The sequence below is a fragment of the Alcanivorax sp. S6407 genome, assembly GCF_023016115.1.
In the GTDB taxonomy this organism is placed as follows: Bacteria; Pseudomonadota; Gammaproteobacteria; order Pseudomonadales; family Alcanivoracaceae; genus Alcanivorax.
Window position 1 is genome coordinate 722,493 of the sequence record NZ_JALKBH010000002.1, and the last position, 17,839, is coordinate 740,331.

A 17,839-nucleotide genomic window follows, 5' to 3' on the forward strand; every position below is an offset into this window, starting at 1 on the left:
CGTGTCGCGTGAAGCGTCTCCTATTCCATCATTCCCGGCATCATGTTCACGTTCAGGTTGTACATCACCCACAACGAACCGGCGAGGGTAATGAACACCAGGATCAACGTGAAGATCAGCGCCAGCATGTTCCAGCCACCTTCCGAATGGAAGTTCATGTGCAGGAAGTAGACCATGTGCACCACGATCTGCACCAGGGCGAACGCCAGGATCACCATCACGGTGGTGGCTGAGCTTTCAAACACATTGCCCATCACCAGCCAGAACGGAATCACGGTGAGGATCACCGCCAGCACGAAGCCGGTGGCATATTCCTTCAGGGAAACATGGGGAATGTCATCATCGTGATGATCATGCTCGTGTGTATGCTCGCTCATGGCAGCACTCCCATCAGGTAAACGTAAGTGAACACACCCACCCAGACCACATCCAGGAAGTGCCAGAACATGGACAGGCAGAAGACGCGACGCCTGTTCTCGGCAATCAGGCCGTGCTTCTTCAGCTGGAACAGCAGGGTCACCAGCCACACGATGCCGAAGAACACATGCAGACCGTGGGTACCCACCAGTGCAAAGAACGCGGTCCAGAAACCACTGGTCTGCGGGCCCGCGCCCACGTGAATCAGGTGATGGAACTCATACAGTTCCAGCCCCAGGAAGCCCGCGCCCAGCAGGCCGGTAACGGCCAACCAGAGCATGGTGCCCTTCACCCGGTTGGCCTGCATCTGCAGCATGGCGAAACCGTAGGTGATCGACGACACCAGCAGCAGTGACGTGTTGATGGCGATCAGGTTCAGGTCGAACAGTTCCATGCCGGTGGGCCCGCCCGCATAGCTGCGGCCGAGCACACCATAGGTGGCAAACAGACAAGCGAAGATCAGACAGTCGCTCATCAGGTAGATCCAGAAACCCAGCAGGGTACCGTTCTGGGGGTGGTGATCCCCCTTCACGAGAAATTCCAGCGGGGCCTTCTGGTCGTTGTCATTCACAACAGCAGTCATGGTGTTATCAGACATTGGCAAGCACCCGTGTACGTTCTGCTTCAATCCGCTCTACTTCTTCCGCCGGAATGTAGTAGTCACGGTCGTAGTTGAAGGTGTGGTAAATCGCCGTGCCGATCAGTGCCACGAAGGACACACCTGCCAGCAGCCACATGTGCCAGATCAGGGCAAAGCCAACCACCACACTGATACCGGAGAGCACGATGCCCGCCCAGGTGCCCTTGGGCATGTGAATCGGGATGAAGCCGGATTCAGGGCGCTGGAAGCCGTGCTGCTTCATCTGCCACCAGGCATCCAGATCATGCACGCGGGGCGTGAAGGCAAAGTTGTACGGCGGCGGCGGTGAGGAAGTGGACCACTCAAGAGTACGGCCATCCCACGGATCACCGGATTCATCCTTGAGGGCTTCGCGGCGCTTGAAGCTCACCACCAGCTGGATCAGGAAGGCAGCAATACCCACCGCAATCAGTACCGCACCGAAGGCGGCAATCTGGAACCAGATCTGCAGGGACTGATCTTCGAAGTGGCTGACACGACGGGTCACGCCCATCAGGCCGAGCACGTACAGCGGCATGAAGGCGAAGTAGAAACCGATCAGCCAGAACCAGAAGGAAATCTTGCCCCAGAACTCGTCCAGCTTGAATCCGGTAGCTTTCGGGAACCAGTAGGTGATACCGGCGAACAGACCGAACAGCACACCACCGATGATCACATTATGGAAATGCGCGATCAGGAACAGGCTGTTATGCAGCACGAAGTCCACCGGCGGTACCGCCAGCAACACGCCAGTCATGCCACCAATCACGAAGGTGACCATGAAGCCCACGGTCCACAGCATCGGCACATCGAACTTGATGCGGCCACGGAACATGGTGAACAGCCAGTTGAAGATCTTCGCGCCCGTGGGGATCGAGATGATCATCGTGGTGATCCCGAAGAACGAGTTCACGCTGGCCCCCGAGCCCATGGTGAAGAAGTGGTGCAGCCATACCAGGTAGGACAGCACGGTAATCACCACGGTGGCGTACACCATGGAGGTGTAACCGAACAGCGGCTTGCGGCTGTAGGTGGCCACGATCTCGGAGAAGATACCGAACACCGGCAGGATCAGGATGTACACCTCCGGGTGACCCCAGATCCAGATCAGGTTCACGTACATCATGGCGTTGCCGCCCAGATCGTTGGTGAAGAAGGCGGTGTCCAGGTAGCGGTCCATGGACAGCATGGCCAGTACTGCGGTCAGCACCGGGAAGGCGGCCACAATCAATACGTTGGTGCACAGCGAGGTCCAGGTGAACACCGGCATCTTCATCAGGCTCATGCCCGGCGCACGCATCTTGACGATGGTCACCAGCAGGTTCACGCCCGACAGCAGGGTACCCACACCGGCAATCTGCAACGACCAGATGTAGTAATCCACCCCCACCCCGGGGCTCTGCAATATCCCCGATAGCGGCGGATAGGCCAGCCAGCCGGTCTTGGCGAATTCACCAATGAACAGGGACATCATCATCAGCACGGCGCCAGCGGTGGTCATCCAGAAGCTGAAGTTATTCAGGAACGGGAACGCCACATCGCGGGTGCCGATCTGCAGCGGAATCAGGTAGTTCATGATCCCGGTTACCAGCGGCATGGCCACGAAGAAGATCATGATCACGCCGTGGGCGGTGAAGATCTGGTCGTAGTGATCCGGCGGCAGGTAGCCGGCGGAATCCCCGAACGCCAGCGCCTGCTGCAGACGCATCATGATGGCATCGGCAAAGCCGCGCAGCAGCATCACCAGGCCGAGGATGATGTACATGATGCCGATCTTCTTGTGGTCGATGGTGGTGAACCACTCGTTCCACAGGTAGCCCCACAGCTTGTAGCGGGTAATGGCGGCGAGCATGGCCACACCGCCCACCGCCACCACCGCGAAGGTGGCGAGGATGATCGGGTCATGGAACGGAATCGCGTCCCAGGTCAGGCGACCAAAGATCAGCTTGGTCAGGTCCAGGTTCTCAAACATGGGCGGCACCTACTGCGTACGGGGTCTGGAATACGGTGTTAGTCATGGTGGCCTCCATGCTCGCCGTGGCCGGTATGGCTCTCGTGGCCTTCATGGCCAGCCTCGGCCTCACCGTGATGACCGCCGTGCTGGCCCATGCCACTGTGATACATCATGTCTTCCATGCACACGGTGCCCGGCGCTACACAGCGGTTGAGAATGCCGTGGTACAGGGTCGGATCCACATCGGCGTACAGCATCACCGGCACCTTGGCACTGGGCACTTCCAGTTCCAGGTAGGTGTCGCGGTCCAGGCTCAGCTCGCTGGCCTTCACCTTGGCCACCCAGGCGTCGAAGTCCGCCTCGCTGAGCCCGTGGAAATCGAACTTCATGTGGGAATAGCCCGCGCCGCTGTAGTTGGCGGAGAAACCCTTGTAAACACCCGGCTCGTTAATCACGCCATGCAGCTTGGTCTCCATGCCAGCCATGGCATAAATCTGCCCGGCAAGGGCCGGAATGAAGAAGGAATTCATCATGGTGGAGGCAGTGATCTTGAAGCGGATCGGGTGATCCACCGGCGCCGCCAGCTCGTTCACTGTGGCAATGCCCTGCTCCGGGTAGATGAACAGCCATTTCCAGTCCAGCGCCACCACTTCCACGGTGAGCGGCTCCAGATCGGCAGGCACTGGGGTCTGCGCATCAATGCGTTCCAGCGGACGGTAGGGGTCCAGCTTATGGGTGCCCACCCAGGTCATGGCGCCCAGGGCAATAATGATCAGCAGCGGTACGGACCAGATTACCAGCTCCAGCACGGTGGAATGGGTCCACTCCGGCGCGTAGGTGGCGTCCTCGTTGGTCTCGCGGTAGCGCCAGGCGAACCAGAGGGTCAGCACGATGACCGGCACAATCACCAGCAGCATGAGGATCGTGGCCCAGACAAGCAGGTCACGCTGTTGCATGGCAATGTCTCCGGACGGGGACATTACCACCGTGTCACAGCCGGTAAGCAGTGCGGCTGCCAGCAGGGTCAACACCACCCCACGCAAAAATTTGGCTATTTGCATTGGCGTACTTCTGTTGGCTTAAGGGATCTATGAGAGTTTCAGGGCCGCACCTTAGCCAAGCGATGGGGTAGCCGGTATTGGACATTTTGTCCCATCGGCTTAAAGTCCTAAGTAGATATGGATCAATGCAGACAACAATAAGGCAGAGTAAAGGCGCTTCTATGTCCCCAACCATGACGGCCCCGGCGGGCCAGCATCACGCCGACGTCGCCCCCAACGAGATTGCGGTGGGCGTGGTCATCGGCCGCACCTCCGAGTATTTCGACTTTTTTGTGTACGGCATCGCCTCGGTACTGATTTTTCCGCAGCTGTTCTTCCCCTTCACCGGGCAGCTGCAGGGCATGCTCTATGCGTTTTCGCTATTTGCGCTGGCCTTTGTGGCCCGTCCCTTCGGTACCGCCCTGTTCATGTGGATCCAGCGCCAGTGGGGCCGCGGCGTGAAACTCACCGCCGCCCTGTTCCTGCTGGGCACCGCCACCGCCGGCATCGCCTTCCTGCCTGGCTATGAAAAGATCGGCGGCTACGCCATCGCTCTGCTGGCCCTGCTGCGCATCATGCAGGGCGTGGCCTTCGGCGGCTCCTGGGATGGCCTGCCCTCCCTGCTGGCCCTGAACGCCCCCAAAGAACGGCGCAGCTGGTATGCCATGATCGGCCAGCTGGGCGCCCCACTGGGCTTCGTGATTGCCAGCGCCCTGTTCCTCTACCTCTATAACAGCCTCTCTGCCGCCGACTTCCTCGGCTGGGGCTGGCGTTACCCATTCTTCGTGGCCTTCGCCATCAACGTGGTGGCCCTGTTTGCCCGCCTGCGCCTGGTGCTGGGCGAGGAATACACCGAAGCCATGCAGGAAAAAGAGCTGGAGCCCATCCGCACCACCGAAATGGTGCGTGAAGAAGGCCACAACATCTTCATCGGCTCCTTCGCGGCGCTGGCCAGCTACGCCCTTTTCCATGTGGTGACCATCTTCCCGCTGTCCTGGATCGCCTTTCAGGGTAGCCAGACCACGGCCCAGGTACTCACCGTGCAAATTGTCGGCGGCTTCGTGGGCATCCTGGCCACTATCGGCTCCGGCTGGATCGCCGCGCGCATCGGCAAGCGCACCACTGTGGGCGCCCTGGCCGCCATGATCGGCGTGTTCAGCTTGCTCACCCCGCTGCTGATGGGCGGCAGCCCGGTGATGCAGGACACCTTCATCCTGCTCGGCTTTGCCCTGCTGGGTGTCTCTTACGGGCAGGCTTCCGGCACCGTGACCGCCAACTTCGCCCCGCGCTTCCGCTACACCGGTGCCGCCCTCACCTCCGACTTCGCCTGGCTGTTCGGTGCCGCCTTCGCGCCCTTGGTAGCCTTGGGCCTGTCCGCCAAGTTCGGCCTGCTGTCGGTCACCGTGTACCTGCTCTCCGGCGTCATCTGCACGCTGCTGGCACTGGCCATCAACCAGTCGCTGGAGGATCAGGCTGAGGACTGAGCTGCAAGCGACAAGCCTCAAGCTGCAACGCGGTTAGAGGCCGCAGCGACCCGAAACGAAAAGGCCGCGCCCGGACATCGGGCGCGGCCGCTTCATTCTCCCCCCCTCTCACTACAAAGCCGCTGTAGGAGCGCCGCTTGAGGCGCGAACCGCGTGTTAACGCGGAATCGTCCGAAGGACGATCAAGCATCTCTGAACCTGATAATGCTGCTGATATCCTGTTCGTCGCAGTCGCTCGGTTCGCGCCTCAAGCGGCGCTCCTACAGCAGCTCCGTAGAAAAGCCATACCGCACCTCTCGCCGTGAGAGCGGTCGTCCGACCGCGATAGCCGTGGCGCGGTGTTTTTTCGCGGTGGAACCAGCGCTCCCACAGAACCCCTTTCGCCAACGAAAAAGGCCGCACCCAACCTCTGGACGCGGCCTCTATGTACCAGACCCGACACACCCGGGCCCGCGTTGTAGCTTGTAGCTTGTAGCTTGAAGCTCGCAGCTGTCAGCTCAAACTCCCCAACGCCGCCTTGGTGAACGGCGTAATCTCGTCTTCCTTGCCATCACGCATCTTCACCAGCCAGTTCGGATCCTGCAGCAGCGCACGGCCCACGGCGATCATGTCGAACTCCTCGTTCTCCATGCGGCGCTCCAGTTCCTCCAGCCCGGCCGGGTTGGCGGTGCCGCCCATGCCTTCCGGGCTGTTCAGGAAGTCATCATCCAGGCCCACACTGCCCACGGAAATGGTCGGCTTGCCGGTGATCTTCTTGGTCCAGCCCGCCAGGTTCAGGTCAGAACCTTCAAACTCCGGCAGCCAGAAACGACGGGTAGAGGCATGGAACACATCCACACCGGCCTCAACGAACGGCATCAGGAAGCGCTCCAGCTCTTCAGGATTCTTGGCCAGCTTGGCCTCGTAATCCTGCTGCTTCCACTGCGAGAAACGCAGCACGATGGCGAAGTCCTCACCCACCGCTTCACGGACCGCCTTGACGATCTCCACTCCAATACGGGCCCGGTTCTCAATAGAGCCGCCGTACTCATCATCACGCTGGTTGGTACCTTCCCAGAAAAACTGGTCGATCAGATAACCGTGGGCGCCGTGGATTTCCACGCCATCAAAACCCACTTCCTTGGCAGCCTTGGCGGACTCCGCAAAGGCGCGGATCACATCCTGGATATCGTCCTTGGTCATGGCATGACCATTGGGCTTGCCAGGACGGAACAGACCAGAGGGGGAATAACCGGGCACCTCCTTGTCCGGGCCGATGCCTGCCTTGCGCACCGCGCCCACATGCCACAGCTGCGGAATGATCTGGCCACCGGCCTCGTGCACCGCATCCACCACCTTCTTCCAGCCCGCCATGGCCTCATCGCCATAAATCGCCGGCACCCGCTCGTAACCGTTGGCGGCCTTGTGGCCCACGAAGGTCCCTTCGGTGATGATCAACCCCACCTCGCCTTCGGCGCGGCGGCGGTAGTAACCCACCACTTCATCGTTGGGCACATAGCCCGGAGAGAAGGTGCGGGTCATGGGGGCCATGGCCACCCGGTTCCGCAGCTTCAGTGATTTGTGCTCAAAAGGACGCAACAGGCTATCCAGTGAACTGCTCATAGGGGGCTCTCCCGAATCTCGTCTTAAAAAAATCAACAGAATCAGCGCTTCTGTCAGCCGGGAAACGCCCGGCCACATAATTTGGTTTCACGATGAAACCTTATTTGGTTTCGTTTTGCAACCATTCTGACGTACACTAACGCCATGACACGCAAACGCTTTGACGAAATGGGATGCTGCGTTGCCTCTGCCCTCAATGAGGTCGGCGACTGGTGGTCTCTGCTGATCGTAAAACAGGCCATGCTGGGCACCCGCCGCTATGTGGACTTCCAGAACAGCCTGGGGATCGCCAAGAACATCCTCTGCAACCGTCTCTCCCGCCTGGTAGAGAACGGCGTAATGGTGCGCGTGGATGTGGGCGAACACGGCAAGCGCTACGAATACCGCCTCACCGACAAGGGCCGCGACCTGTTCACCGTGGTCACCGCCCTGCGTCAGTGGAGCGAACGCTGGAATGGGGCACAGGACAGCATGCAGCTGGTGGATCGGCAGACGGGTGAGCCGTTGGCGCCGGTTACGGTGCAGAATCAGCAGGGGCAGCCGCTGACTGTGCGGGATGTAAGGTTTGTGGATGAAGACGGCAAGCCTTTCGAGGAAGCGGGCCGACCCTCCCCCCTGTAGGAGCGGCGCTTGAGCCGCGAACCGAGCGACAGCGAGGAAGACGCCATCACCACCCATTCGGTAATGCTAGAAGTGAAGGTGGCACTCACCCAGATGAGTCACAACTTACCTGCCCCGTCATCGCACCAATAAAAGTGCTTGTCCTCGCCGGACGGGCCCAAAGGGGGAACTGGATCCCCCTCTGGACTCCCCGCCACCCCGACTCCGTTCGGCCCGCTCCGCGGGCACACTCCGGTACTCATAATCTGAAGGACGCAAAAAAGACTCGCTCCGCTCAGACAGGTTTTTTGCTCTACGCCTTCAGATTATTCCGTTCCTCGACTCACTCTAACGGGGAAGCGCCATGCCGATAGGCCCGTGTGCATTGAAGCTCAGACGGCACCTAGCTGGGCAAACTGATAATTAACCTGGCGTGCCATCCTCCTGATAGGATCAATATCCACGCCAGGCGTTTTGAGATAACTGGATGACAACCGTATCCGTACTGAAAGAGCGTTGGGATACCAACGTCGCCCCGCTACTGCGCGAGCCAGATGCGACTTGGCTACAACTAGCCACCCTCTACAGCGAACCCCATCGCCACTATCACACTCTGGATCACGTGGCCGCCTGCCTGAAGTGGCTAAACCACTACCGTCACCTGGCCGAAGATCCACTGACCATGGAATTGGCCCTCTGGGCTCACGACGTAATCTACGATCCGCGCGCCAGCGACAACGAAGTCCGCAGCGCTGACTGGTTCGTTGAGCATTTCGAAGACAGCACACTCACAAAGCATCAGAAAGATCGCGTCCACGCCCTCATCCTGGCCACCATCCACCCGCATCCACCTACCGATGCAGACATGGCTCTGCTGCAGGATATTGACCTGAGTATTCTCGGCGCGGATGCAGGGCTGTATGACCGATACGAAGGGTGGATTCGGCAGGAATATGCCTTTGTTCCGGAGGAGGCGTTTCGGAAAGGGCGCGGTGCGGTGCTAAAAAGCTTTCTCGATCAGGGGGTGATTTATCACACGCCAGAGTTGAGGGAGAAGCTGGAGTTACCAGCGAGGGACAACCTCAATCGCGCTCTGGCTAAGCTGCGAGGCTAGCAACTTCTATCGAAGCTTCGTTCTTCTGCTCATCAGGGTGTGCTGGGCGATTTTGGCAAACCGGGATCATGTTTTGAATATTGCATTGAAGTGCACGATGCAAGACCTGACCCCGAATCCACTACCCTTCCGTTTACTTATTGGGAGTCGAAATCAAGCTGAGCAGGTCATGGCGACGAGCAAAGGTGGCCAGCTTTGTCTCGATCAGGGAGTGAATACCCGGGCAATTGCGGTAAAGCGCATCCAACGCCTCCTCTTGATCATCAGTCCATTCCGTACACTCATCCCGTGCCAATGGGTCATCGGGCACCCCATCAGGAAAAGCTACACGAATCGCTTCCTCGGTAACCCCTATTATCTCGTCAAGGCCTACCCGCCCCAGTTGAGAAAGCACCCTCTCAATCTGCTCCTTGCTGCTCCAGCGAAAATACTGCTCAAAGGAAGCCCCACTACCAATCTCCATATCCAGGCAGACAACTTCATAAAAGGTTTTCATCTCGGGGGATAGAGGCTTGACCGATTCTGATGCAGCATCGCCCACAAGATAATCAGTGATTATCTGAACAAGCTCAGCATCTCCAAGAGGAGTGGCTTTTTTCCTTAACCAATTCATCATAATAAATCCGCACACTGATCACATTGAAAGAGAAATGAAGGATTCCTGGATATTTCGCGCTAACGAATTTGCGAATCTGTGATCAGATTTTCTAATTCCCGCCAGCCGTCGAAATGCGATAAAGGTGAAAGATTTTTTTATCCTACACCTACGAACCGGTAAAGCTTCGAGTCTTCACGGAACGATTGCTTAGTTTGCTGGATCATTTTCCGGCCTGTATCCACTTTCTATTCTGGAAACCAGAATAGCTTGATCATAGACACCTCTTATCGGGTATTTTCTGATCTCTTCTGAGATAGCACCTACTTTAGTGAAGCTCTCTCCATCCCACAAAAACCAGCATTTCACTTTCTTTGTGTCTCTATCTGGCATCCCTGTCCTGAAAATTGGAAACTCCCTCAAAACTTCAGGCACCTCAACCTTTCCTACAATATCAAATATCTTTCGCCTCACGGCTGCGTTCAAAGAAAAGAACGCCGAGAACTGCACATCTCCACTTACAAGCTCACTCAAGTCATCAGGCCTAGAAGAATAGGTGGACGAGAACACTCTAAGCAGATATTGATAGGACGGATGTTTATGCGTACAGATTGCATAAGCAAAACCCTTGGCCACAGGAATTTCAACCACTGACCCTATCAATTTATTCATAACAGAATATAAAAACCCTTAATCAACTAGCCGCCTGCCGATCTCCGATAGCACCCAATAGCCAGTCATCTCCAGAACCGAAGGCGGAGGATCAGGCCCTCAATGCTGCATTAAAACTCACGATGCAAGACTGAAAGCCTTTATCCGATCATTCACTTCAGCTCAACTTTTTTAAGGCCCTGCATCTCGTTTTCGCATTGCTCAGTATCGATTTCATCTATATCAGCGCTTTTACACTGAAGACAAAAGTTTAACGTTAGCTTGAAACAATAAAGCCCACCGGGCTCGGTCATGCTGGAAACACCTTTACCAAACCCAAAGGAGGTCAATGTTCTTGGTTCCACCCTGGTATCACCAGGCTCAACCTCGGTCTCGAAGAATGAACCGTTAGGTAATGACCCGGACAGGACACCATTTACCATCACATCATATTGATTGGCACCTCCTGCGATCGCCTGCTCTCTATATACATAGATTTTGCTCATGGCAGGGTCATCATTATTCAGCCCCTCGTATTTCCCGCTGGACACAACTGGCGTGGCGATAGTACAGCCCCCCAAAAATGACATTGATAACGCGATGATGGCTGTTTTTAAAACCAGTTTCATAAGCTACCTTTTAAAATATATCCCCGACTAACAACTCGAAAATGAGAGACCAAGGTCAATCCTTGCGCAATGCATCTCTGATATGAATTCGAGCCCCACTTCAAAAACCAACCCTAACTCAACCACTTACAAATTTATGTAAGCTATATCCTACAAGCCCAGCTTGCTTACAGATAAAGCCGACTTAGATATCTACCGACCCACCAACCGTCTCGCCTGCCAATACCGCTTCCGCCAATACGGATTCCCCAACGATGACTGCATAACGCCATTACTCACCGAGGCATGCAGAAACGCCTCGTCGCCCAGATAAATTCCCACATGCCGATTACCGCGGGCGAGGCGGAAGAACACCAGGTCGCCTACGGCCAGTTGGTTGCGGGCGACGTGTTCGCCTTCTTTTAATAATTCTGCCGTGGTGCGGGGCACTTGCATGTTTAGTTGCGAGAGGAAAGTAAGGTAGACGAATCCGGAGCAGTCCACGCCTTTGGTGCTGAGGCCGCCGTAGCGGTAGGGGACGCCTTGCCAGTCTTCTTTTTGGGCGAGGAGGCTGTTGAGGAGGAGGTTGTCGGAGGTGAGAAGTTCGGCGGTGGTGTTGTCGTCGTTTGGGGGTTGGGATTCCTGGATGGGGGGTGCGGGTTTTGTGGCGCAGGCGCTTAACGCAATGCAGAGGAGCATCGCTGCGGCATGCTTTGAGTGGAAGAACGGTTTAAAGGGCATGGGGAGTTGGTGATTGCTGACTTGTTGTGTCTGGCAACAATCGACGGGGATGGTTCCGAGAGTAGCTGCAAGCCTCAAGCTACAAGCTGCAACACGGGGCCCATGGCATCGCCAACGATCTACCCGCCCAGCTCCGCGCTGAAGCGCTCATAAAAAAGACCGCACCTGAGAAGCTGCGGTCTTTTGTAGCTTGTAGCTTGAGGCTTGAAGCTTGCAGCTATTTCGCCTGGGCGAGTTCTTCGCGCATTTGCTGGATGACGGTGGCGTAGTCGTCTTTGCCGAAGATGGCAGAGCCGGCCACGAAGGTGTCGGCGCCGGCGGCGGCCACTTCGCGGATGTTCTTTTCAGAGACGCCGCCGTCCACTTCCAGGCGGATGTCGTAGCCGCTGGCGTCGATCATCTGGCGCACGGCGCGGGTCTTGTCGAGGGTGGACGGGATGAACTTCTGGCCACCAAAGCCGGGGTTCACGCTCATCAGCAGAATCATGTCCAGCTTGTCCATCACGTATTCCAGGCAGTCCGGGCGGGTGGCCGGGTTGAGCACCAGACCGGCTTTGCAGCCGTGGCTCTTGATCAGCTGCAGGGAGCGGTCCACGTGCTGGCTGGCTTCCGGGTGGAAGGTGATGTAGCTGGCACCGGCTTCGGCGAACATGCCGATCAGGTCGTCCACCGGGCTGACCATCAGGTGCACGTCGATGGGGGCGGTGATGCCGTGGTCGCGCAGGGCTTTGCACACCATGGGGCCGATGGTGAGGTTGGGCACGTAGTGGTTGTCCATCACGTCGAAGTGGATCACGTCTGCCCCGGCGGCCAGTACGTTATCGCACTCTTCGCCCAGACGAGCGAAGTTGGCGGCCAGAATGGAAGGGGCGATCAGGTAATCCTGCTTGGGCATGAGTATTCCTCGGTAAAGCCAGTGGCGAGTGACGAGTTTCGAGTTGCGAAAGGCAAGATCAAAAGCGCCGGTTTGGCCTTTCGACACTCGTGACTCGCAACTCGTCACTTTCGATTCATCGCGGTGGAACCACCGCTCCTACAAATTTTGTTCTCAGCGTTGGGTCAGTAGCCGATCCAGTTCGTCCAGACGTTCCGGAGTGCCGATGTCCCACCACTGGCCGGGGTGGTGCTCGCCGCTGGCGGCGTCTTCCGCCATAGCAGCACGCAGCAGCGGGGCCAGCTTGGCTTCGCCTTCCGGCAGCGCGGCAAACAGGGCCGGATCAAAGCGGCCGATGCCAGCGTAGGTGTGTCTGGGCTCGGCATTATCGCGCAAGCGGCCCCCTTCTGTCAGATGGAAATCGCCCGTGGGGTGATGCTCGGGGTTATCCACCAGCACCAGATGGACCGGATCGGGACGCTCCGCCAGCAACGGCTGGAAATCGAAATCGGTCCAGATATCGCCGTTAACCAGCAGGAAGGGCTCATCCCCCAGCAGCGGCAGCGCGCGCTTGATGCCGCCCGCGGTTTCCAGCGGTGTGCCTTCGTGGGACCAGGCGATAGGAATGCCGTAGCGGCTGCCGTCGCCCAGGGCCTCGGCCAGCTTGTCGCCCAGCCAGCCACTGTTGATCACCAGCGATTCGATACCGGCATCGCGCAGTTTCTCGATGTGGTATTCGATCAGTGCCTTGCCCCCCGCCTGCAACAGCGGCTTGGGGGTGTGATCGGTGAGCGGCCTCATGCGTTTGCCGTAGCCGGCCGCCAGGATCATGGCCTTCACTCGTTGTCCTCGATCTGGTCCAGCACCCACTGCAGGTCGGATAGCTCCGGGCGACGGGCAATCACGGTACGCAGGTAGGCGAAGAAGCGAGGCACATCGCCCAGGTAAGCGGGCTTGCCATCGCGGTGACAGATGCGGGCAAAGATACCGATGACCTTGATGTGGCGTTGGGCGCCCATCAGGTCGCAATCACGCAGGAAGTCATCGAAGGCGTCCGGCACCGGCAGGCCGGCGGTGAGGGCTTTCTGGTGGTACTGGCGCAGCCAGCCCTGCACGCGCTCATCCGGCCAGCTCAGGAAGGCATCCTTGAACAGACTGATCACGTCATAGGTGATCGGCCCGGCCACCGCATCCTGGAAGTCGATGACGCCCGGGTTGGGCTCGGAGACCATCAGGTTGCGGGGCATGTAGTCGCGGTGTACGAACACCTTGGGCTGGGCCAGTGCCGCATCCATGAGCAGGTCGAACACCTTGTCCAGACGCTGGCGTAGCTCGCCAGTGATCACCATGTCGCGGTGGCGGAACAGGTACCACTGGGGGAACAGCTCCAGCTCACGCTGCAGCAAGGCCTCGTCGTATTCCGGCAGGCCTTCCGTACGGGTGTGCAGCTGCATGGTGATCAGGGTATCGATGGCGGCGGCGTACCAGTTGTCGGCATTGGTCTCATTGAGCGCCTTCAGCCAGGTCTGGGTGCCCATGTCCGACAGTAACAGGAAGCCCTGGGCCAGATCCTGCAGAAGGATATCGGGCACATGCACACCGGCGTCTTTCAGGCGCCCGGCCACATCAATAAAGGGACGGCAATCTTCCTGCTCCGGGGGAGCATCCATGGCCACCAGGGTCTGCCCGGCGTGTTCATAGCGAAAATAGCGGCGAAAACTGGCGTCGGCGGAGGCCGGCACGCCCTCAAGGGTAGCACCAAGGTGAGCGCTCACCCACTTGTCCAATGCCTGCTTACGCAGATCTACGTGAGAATTACTTTTATCAGGCTGCATTGCCTTCCTTGTTCCATTACACTGCCGCATTTACAGCGCGGGTTACCCGCGACTGTGCAAAACGGCCTTTTTACCTGTTCTGAGCAGCTGATGCCACTGCCCACACAACGAATTCTATTTCCCGCCCTGCTGATGCTGGCCGGGGCCAGTGCCGCGGATAACGACCTGAATTGGGTAGACCGCGACGAAATGGCCACGTTCCCGCCGGTGCAGCAACGCGTTGTGCCCGACTGGTGTGGCGGCATGTACTACAACCCCAGCGTGGGCCTGCCCGTGGAAGGCAGCGACACCGTAGTGACCGCCGATCATTCATCTCTAACCCAGGACGGCCTGATCTCGCTGGATGGCGACGTCCTGATCGAGCAGCCCGGCCGCCGGATTACCACCGACAGCGCCCGGCTGGACCAGTCTACCGGGAAATACGAGCTGGAGAGTGGCATGCGCCTGGAAAGCGACCAGGCCACCTTTATTGCCGACAGCATGAGCGGCCAGACCCGCCGCCGGGAAGGCAGCCTGCAGGGGGTACGCTACTCCCTGTTCGATATTTCCTCCCGGGGCAGCGCCGACTACATCACCATCCAGGGCAATACCACCACCATCACCAACGGCTCCTATACCACCTGTGCGCCGGGTTCCAATGGCTGGTCCCTGCATGGCAAGCGCATCTTCCTGGACCGCGACAAGGGTTGGGGCGAGGCGGAGAACGTGGTCCTCAAGGTGAAGAGCACCCCCGTGTTCTGGCTGCCCTGGATTACCTTCCCCATTGATGATCGCCGCAAGACCGGCCTGCTGTTCCCCACCATTGCCATCGGCGATGACAATGGTCTGGATATTTCCCAGCCGATCTACATCAACATCCATCCACAGATGGATGCCACCCTGGCACCGCGCTACATCGACGGCCGCGGCAGTGGTGTGGACACGGAATTCCGTTATCTGACGCCATTGGGCTCCGGTGACCTGAGCTACGGTATCCTGTTCAACGACCGCAAGTTCGATGACGAGGACCGCCAGGTGGGCCGCTGGAACCACAACGGTAGCGTGGGTCGCTGGAATCTGAGTACCGATTTCAATTACGTGTCCGATGACTTCTACTTCAAGGATCTGGACACCGGCCTGGAAATCAGCTCCCAGACCCACCTGCCGCGGCTGGCGGAAGCCCGCTACTACGGCCGCACCTGGGACATGCTGGGGCGGATGCAGTCCTGGCAGACCATCGACCCGACCCTGGCCGATGAAGACCTGCCCTACCGCCGTCTGCCACAGCTGCAGCTGTCCGGCGACCCGACCCTGATCGGCCCCCTGAAAGGACTGTGGCTGTCCGACTTTACCGCCTTCGAGCGCAGCAGCTCCGACGACAGCGGCAAGGCCACCGGCCTGCGCGGCCATGCCGCCCCGGCCCTGAGCCTGCGGCTGCAGAACAGCTGGAGCTATCTGGAGCCCCGCGGGCGGGTGTACCACACCCGTTACCAGCTCGATAACGTGGACGCCACCGATGACGATATGCCAGAGATGACCACCTGGGGCGCCAGTGTGGATTCCGGGCTGATCTTCGAGCGCCCCAGCAACTGGTTTGGCACCAGCTACACCCAGACCCTGGAACCGCGCCTGTTCTTCAACAAGGTGGCCTATGAAGACCAGAGCACCCTGCCGAACTTCGACAGCAGGGACCTGACCTTCTCCTACAACACCCTGTTCCGGGAAAACCGTTTTATCGGTTATGACCGTATCGGCGACGAGGAAAAGCTGGCGCTGGGTCTGACCAGCCGCTTCCTGCATGATGCCTCCGGCCGCGAGCAGCTGCGCCTGCGCATGGCCCAGGGCTTCTACTTCGACGATCGCAAGGTGATCACCGACGAGCCCCTGGAAGACCCCACCGACGACCAGACCCCGCTGGTGGGCGACGCGCGATGGAACTTTGCCAGCGATTGGTACCTCTACACAGAAGCACAGTGGGATCTGGAAGCCAACGAGCGTGAGCGCTCCAACTTCCAGATTGGCTACAACGACCGCGAGCGGCGGGTATTCAATGTGGGCTACCACGACCGCCCCGCCGACGACATCCAGGAATCGGAAATCAGCGCCATCTTGCCGGTGCACCGCCACTGGCGTGTGGTCGGCCGCTGGATGTATGACCTGGAAAACAAACGCACACTGGAAACCATGGCAGGTGCCGAATACCGCAACTGCTGCTGGAAGCTGCGTCTGCTCAGCCAGCGTGAGCTCACCGATGAAGACGGTGACGGCGATCTGGAAGGCGACAGCACGATCTGGTTCCAGATTCAGATGATTGGCCTGGGTGGCTTTGGCGGGCAGGTGGATTCCCTGCTGGAACGCAGCATCCCGGGATACAGGAGAGAGTATGAATAACGGAACGCTGCACGCTTCACGCAGCACGCAACACGCACGCCCCCTGCGGGGACTGTTGATGATTGCTGCCCTGTGCCTGCCGCTGCTGGGCCAGGCCAAGGTGGAGATGCTGGACCGGATTGTGGCGGTGGTGAATGATGGCGCCATCATGGCCAGTGAGCTGGATGAGCGCATCAACCTGATTGCCATGCAGTTCCAGGAAAACGGCCAGCCGCTGCCGCCGCCGGCGATCATGCGTGAGCAGGTGCTGGATCGCATGATTCTGGAGCGGGTGCAGCTGCAGCTGGCCGACCGCGCCGGCATCAAGGTGGACGAAGCCTCTCTCAACCAGGCCATGGCCGGCATTGCCCGTCAGAACAACATGACCCTGGAAGATTTCGCTGCCGCCCTGCAACAGGACGGCTATAACTGGCCCCAGTTCCGCGAGCAGATCCGCGAGGACATGATCATTTCCCGTCTGCAGCAGCGCACTGTGGCCTCACGTATCCGCGTGACCGACCGCGAAGTGGACCGTTTTCTGGAATCGGAGATGGGCAAGAAGATGTTCGAGGAGGATTTCCACCTCGGCCATATCCTGGTGCGGCTGCCCTCCGGCGCCACCCCGGAAGACGTGCAAGCTGCCACCAGCAAGGTTGAAGACATCGCGCAGCGGCTCAAGCAGGGTGAAGACTTTGCCCAGCTGGCGGTATCCAATTCCGACGGCCCCAAGGCACTGGAAGGCGGCGATCTGGGCTGGCGCCCGGCCGAGCAGTGGCCTTCACTGTTTGCCGAAGCCGCCCTGGGCATGGAGAAAGGGGAAGTGTCTGCCCCGATCCGCTCCGGGGCGGGCTTTCACCTCCTGAAGATGCTTGATCGCCGTGGTGGCGCCGAGAAGGTCGTCACCCAGTACCAGGTGCGCCATATCCTCATCAAGACCGACGCCCTGACCAACAGCGAGCAGGCCCGGGAGCAGGCCAGCCGCCTGCATGACCGCATTGCCAACGGGGCAGAATTTGCCACTGTTGCGGCGGAATACTCGGACGATCCTGGCAGCGCCCGCAATGGCGGCGAACTGGGCTGGGTCAGCCTGGGCGAAATGGTGCCGGAATTCGAACAGATGATGCTGAACACCCCACAGGGTGAGCTGTCCCCGGTGTTCGAAACCCAGTTTGGCTGGCATTTCCTGCGCCTGGACGCCGTACGCGATGCCGACATGAGCGAGGAATTCCGCCGTATGCAGGCCACCCAGGCCCTGCAGAAACGCCGTTTTGAGGAAGAGCTGGAAACCTGGGTGCAGGAGCAGCGCAGCGAATCCTATGTGGATGTGAGATTATGACGCTGGCACGCAGCACGCAA

17 protein-coding genes are annotated in these 17,839 nt (G+C 58.9%); 5 read left to right on the plus strand and 12 right to left on the minus strand.

All coding sequences use genetic code 11. The features are described 5' to 3' along the window. Positions 1–20: 20 nt before the first annotated feature. Genes cyoD through cyoA form a run of 4 tightly spaced genes read right to left on the minus strand, consistent with a single transcriptional unit; the run spans position 21 to position 4,051 of the window. The gene (gene cyoD / locus MWU49_RS06515) at positions 21–377 is read right to left on the minus strand and encodes a cytochrome o ubiquinol oxidase subunit IV (RefSeq protein ID WP_035233029.1); all 357 of its coding nucleotides are present in this window, start codon (positions 375–377) and stop codon (positions 21–23) included. After that, positions 374–1,015, minus strand: coding sequence for a cytochrome o ubiquinol oxidase subunit III (cyoC, locus tag MWU49_RS06520; RefSeq protein WP_246969655.1), 642 nt, complete (start codon positions 1,013–1,015; stop codon positions 374–376). The genes cyoD and cyoC overlap by 4 nt, the downstream gene beginning before the upstream one ends. Next, on the minus strand, positions 1,008–3,008 hold the full coding sequence (cyoB, locus tag MWU49_RS06525; RefSeq protein WP_246969657.1) for a cytochrome o ubiquinol oxidase subunit I: 2,001 nt from the start codon (positions 3,006–3,008) through the stop codon (positions 1,008–1,010). Before cyoB ends, cyoC begins: the two co-directional genes overlap by 8 nt. Before the next feature lie 38 nt (positions 3,009–3,046). Continuing rightward, positions 3,047–4,051: a ubiquinol oxidase subunit II gene (gene cyoA, locus MWU49_RS06530; protein WP_246969659.1), complete on the minus strand. Its 1,005-nt coding sequence runs from the start codon at positions 4,049–4,051 to the stop codon at positions 3,047–3,049. 161 nt (positions 4,052–4,212) lie between these two features. On the opposite strand from cyoA, the gene MWU49_RS06535 reads away from it, so the two are divergent. Further along, positions 4,213–5,514, plus strand: coding sequence for an MFS transporter (locus MWU49_RS06535; protein ID WP_246969662.1), 1,302 nt, complete (start codon positions 4,213–4,215; stop codon positions 5,512–5,514). Positions 5,515–6,006: 492 nt separating this feature from the next. Here the strand turns inward: MWU49_RS06535 and MWU49_RS06540 are convergent, their stop codons facing one another. Further along, positions 6,007–7,116, minus strand: coding sequence for an NADH:flavin oxidoreductase (locus MWU49_RS06540; protein WP_246969664.1), 1,110 nt, complete (start codon positions 7,114–7,116; stop codon positions 6,007–6,009). A gap of 144 nt (positions 7,117–7,260) precedes the next feature. Here MWU49_RS06540 and MWU49_RS06545 point away from each other — a divergent pair, with 144 nt between their 5' ends. Together MWU49_RS06545 and MWU49_RS06550 are read left to right on the plus strand one after the other, a co-directional pair. Beyond that, complete coding sequence (locus tag MWU49_RS06545; protein WP_246969667.1) at positions 7,261–7,737, plus strand: helix-turn-helix domain-containing protein; 477 nt, start codon at positions 7,261–7,263, stop codon at positions 7,735–7,737. Positions 7,738–8,203: 466 nt separating this feature from the next. After that, positions 8,204–8,830 carry an N-methyl-D-aspartate receptor NMDAR2C subunit gene (locus tag MWU49_RS06550; RefSeq protein WP_246969671.1) on the plus strand — a complete coding sequence of 209 codons (627 nt, stop codon included), beginning with the start codon at positions 8,204–8,206 and terminating at the stop codon, positions 8,828–8,830. Positions 8,831–8,963: 133 nt separating this feature from the next. Here MWU49_RS06550 and MWU49_RS06555 read toward each other — a convergent pair whose 3' ends face one another. The 7 genes from MWU49_RS06555 to MWU49_RS06585 all read right to left on the minus strand — a co-directional run bounded on the left by MWU49_RS06555 (position 8,964) and on the right by MWU49_RS06585 (position 14,134). Next, positions 8,964–9,446, minus strand: a complete 483-nt coding sequence (locus MWU49_RS06555) for a DUF4375 domain-containing protein (RefSeq protein WP_246969674.1) — start codon at positions 9,444–9,446, stop codon at positions 8,964–8,966. A 189-nt stretch (positions 9,447–9,635) separates the two neighbouring features. Beyond that, the gene (locus tag MWU49_RS06560) at positions 9,636–10,097 is read right to left on the minus strand and encodes an Imm26 family immunity protein (RefSeq protein WP_246969677.1); all 462 of its coding nucleotides are present in this window, start codon (positions 10,095–10,097) and stop codon (positions 9,636–9,638) included. Between the two features lie 152 nt (positions 10,098–10,249). Further along, positions 10,250–10,705 carry a DUF2846 domain-containing protein gene (locus tag MWU49_RS06565; protein ID WP_246969680.1) on the minus strand — a complete coding sequence of 152 codons (456 nt, stop codon included), beginning with the start codon at positions 10,703–10,705 and terminating at the stop codon, positions 10,250–10,252. 192 nt (positions 10,706–10,897) lie between these two features. After that, complete coding sequence (locus MWU49_RS06570) at positions 10,898–11,425, minus strand: NlpC/P60 family protein (protein WP_246969683.1); 528 nt, start codon at positions 11,423–11,425, stop codon at positions 10,898–10,900. A gap of 217 nt (positions 11,426–11,642) precedes the next feature. Then, positions 11,643–12,320 (minus strand): ribulose-phosphate 3-epimerase, encoded by a 678-nt coding sequence (gene rpe / locus MWU49_RS06575; RefSeq protein ID WP_246969686.1) that lies wholly within the window; start codon positions 12,318–12,320, stop codon positions 11,643–11,645. 153 nt (positions 12,321–12,473) lie between these two features. Then, on the minus strand, positions 12,474–13,139 hold the full coding sequence (murU, locus tag MWU49_RS06580; protein ID WP_246969690.1) for an N-acetylmuramate alpha-1-phosphate uridylyltransferase MurU: 666 nt from the start codon (positions 13,137–13,139) through the stop codon (positions 12,474–12,476). Next, positions 13,136–14,134: a phosphotransferase gene (locus MWU49_RS06585; RefSeq protein WP_246969693.1), complete on the minus strand. Its 999-nt coding sequence runs from the start codon at positions 14,132–14,134 to the stop codon at positions 13,136–13,138. Before MWU49_RS06585 ends, murU begins: the two co-directional genes overlap by 4 nt. A 90-nt stretch (positions 14,135–14,224) precedes the next feature. Here MWU49_RS06585 and MWU49_RS06590 point away from each other — a divergent pair, with 90 nt between their 5' ends. Together MWU49_RS06590 and MWU49_RS06595 are read left to right on the plus strand one after the other, a co-directional pair. Continuing rightward, positions 14,225–16,504 (plus strand): LPS-assembly protein LptD, encoded by a 2,280-nt coding sequence (locus MWU49_RS06590; RefSeq protein ID WP_246969695.1) that lies wholly within the window; start codon positions 14,225–14,227, stop codon positions 16,502–16,504. After that, positions 16,497–17,819 (plus strand): peptidylprolyl isomerase, encoded by a 1,323-nt coding sequence (locus tag MWU49_RS06595; RefSeq protein ID WP_246969697.1) that lies wholly within the window; start codon positions 16,497–16,499, stop codon positions 17,817–17,819. Before MWU49_RS06590 ends, MWU49_RS06595 begins: the two co-directional genes overlap by 8 nt. The last annotated feature ends 20 nt before the right edge of the window (positions 17,820–17,839 follow it).

Bases quoted from the DNA above. Each gene is read 5' to 3' on its own strand.
- cyoD (WP_035233029.1), bottom strand. From the start codon at position 377: ATGAGCGAGCATACACACGAGCATGATCATCACGATGATGACATTCCC.
- cyoC (WP_246969655.1), bottom strand. From the start codon at position 1,015: ATGTCTGATAACACCATGACTGCTGTTGTGAATGACAACGACCAGAAG.
- cyoB (WP_246969657.1), bottom strand. From the start codon at position 3,008: ATGTTTGAGAACCTGGACCTGACCAAGCTGATCTTTGGTCGCCTGACC.
- cyoA (WP_246969659.1), bottom strand. From the start codon at position 4,051: ATGCAAATAGCCAAATTTTTGCGTGGGGTGGTGTTGACCCTGCTGGCA.
- MWU49_RS06535 (WP_246969662.1), top strand. From the start codon at position 4,213: ATGTCCCCAACCATGACGGCCCCGGCGGGCCAGCATCACGCCGACGTC.
- MWU49_RS06540 (WP_246969664.1), bottom strand. From the start codon at position 7,116: ATGAGCAGTTCACTGGATAGCCTGTTGCGTCCTTTTGAGCACAAATCA.
- MWU49_RS06545 (WP_246969667.1), top strand. From the start codon at position 7,261: ATGACACGCAAACGCTTTGACGAAATGGGATGCTGCGTTGCCTCTGCC.
- MWU49_RS06550 (WP_246969671.1), top strand. From the start codon at position 8,204: ATGACAACCGTATCCGTACTGAAAGAGCGTTGGGATACCAACGTCGCC.
- MWU49_RS06555 (WP_246969674.1), bottom strand. From the start codon at position 9,446: ATGATGAATTGGTTAAGGAAAAAAGCCACTCCTCTTGGAGATGCTGAG.
- MWU49_RS06560 (WP_246969677.1), bottom strand. From the start codon at position 10,097: ATGAATAAATTGATAGGGTCAGTGGTTGAAATTCCTGTGGCCAAGGGT.
- MWU49_RS06565 (WP_246969680.1), bottom strand. From the start codon at position 10,705: ATGAAACTGGTTTTAAAAACAGCCATCATCGCGTTATCAATGTCATTT.
- MWU49_RS06570 (WP_246969683.1), bottom strand. From the start codon at position 11,425: ATGCCCTTTAAACCGTTCTTCCACTCAAAGCATGCCGCAGCGATGCTC.
- rpe (WP_246969686.1), bottom strand. From the start codon at position 12,320: ATGCCCAAGCAGGATTACCTGATCGCCCCTTCCATTCTGGCCGCCAAC.
- MWU49_RS06585 (WP_246969693.1), bottom strand. From the start codon at position 14,134: ATGCAGCCTGATAAAAGTAATTCTCACGTAGATCTGCGTAAGCAGGCA.
- MWU49_RS06590 (WP_246969695.1), top strand. From the start codon at position 14,225: ATGCCACTGCCCACACAACGAATTCTATTTCCCGCCCTGCTGATGCTG.
- MWU49_RS06595 (WP_246969697.1), top strand. From the start codon at position 16,497: ATGAATAACGGAACGCTGCACGCTTCACGCAGCACGCAACACGCACGC.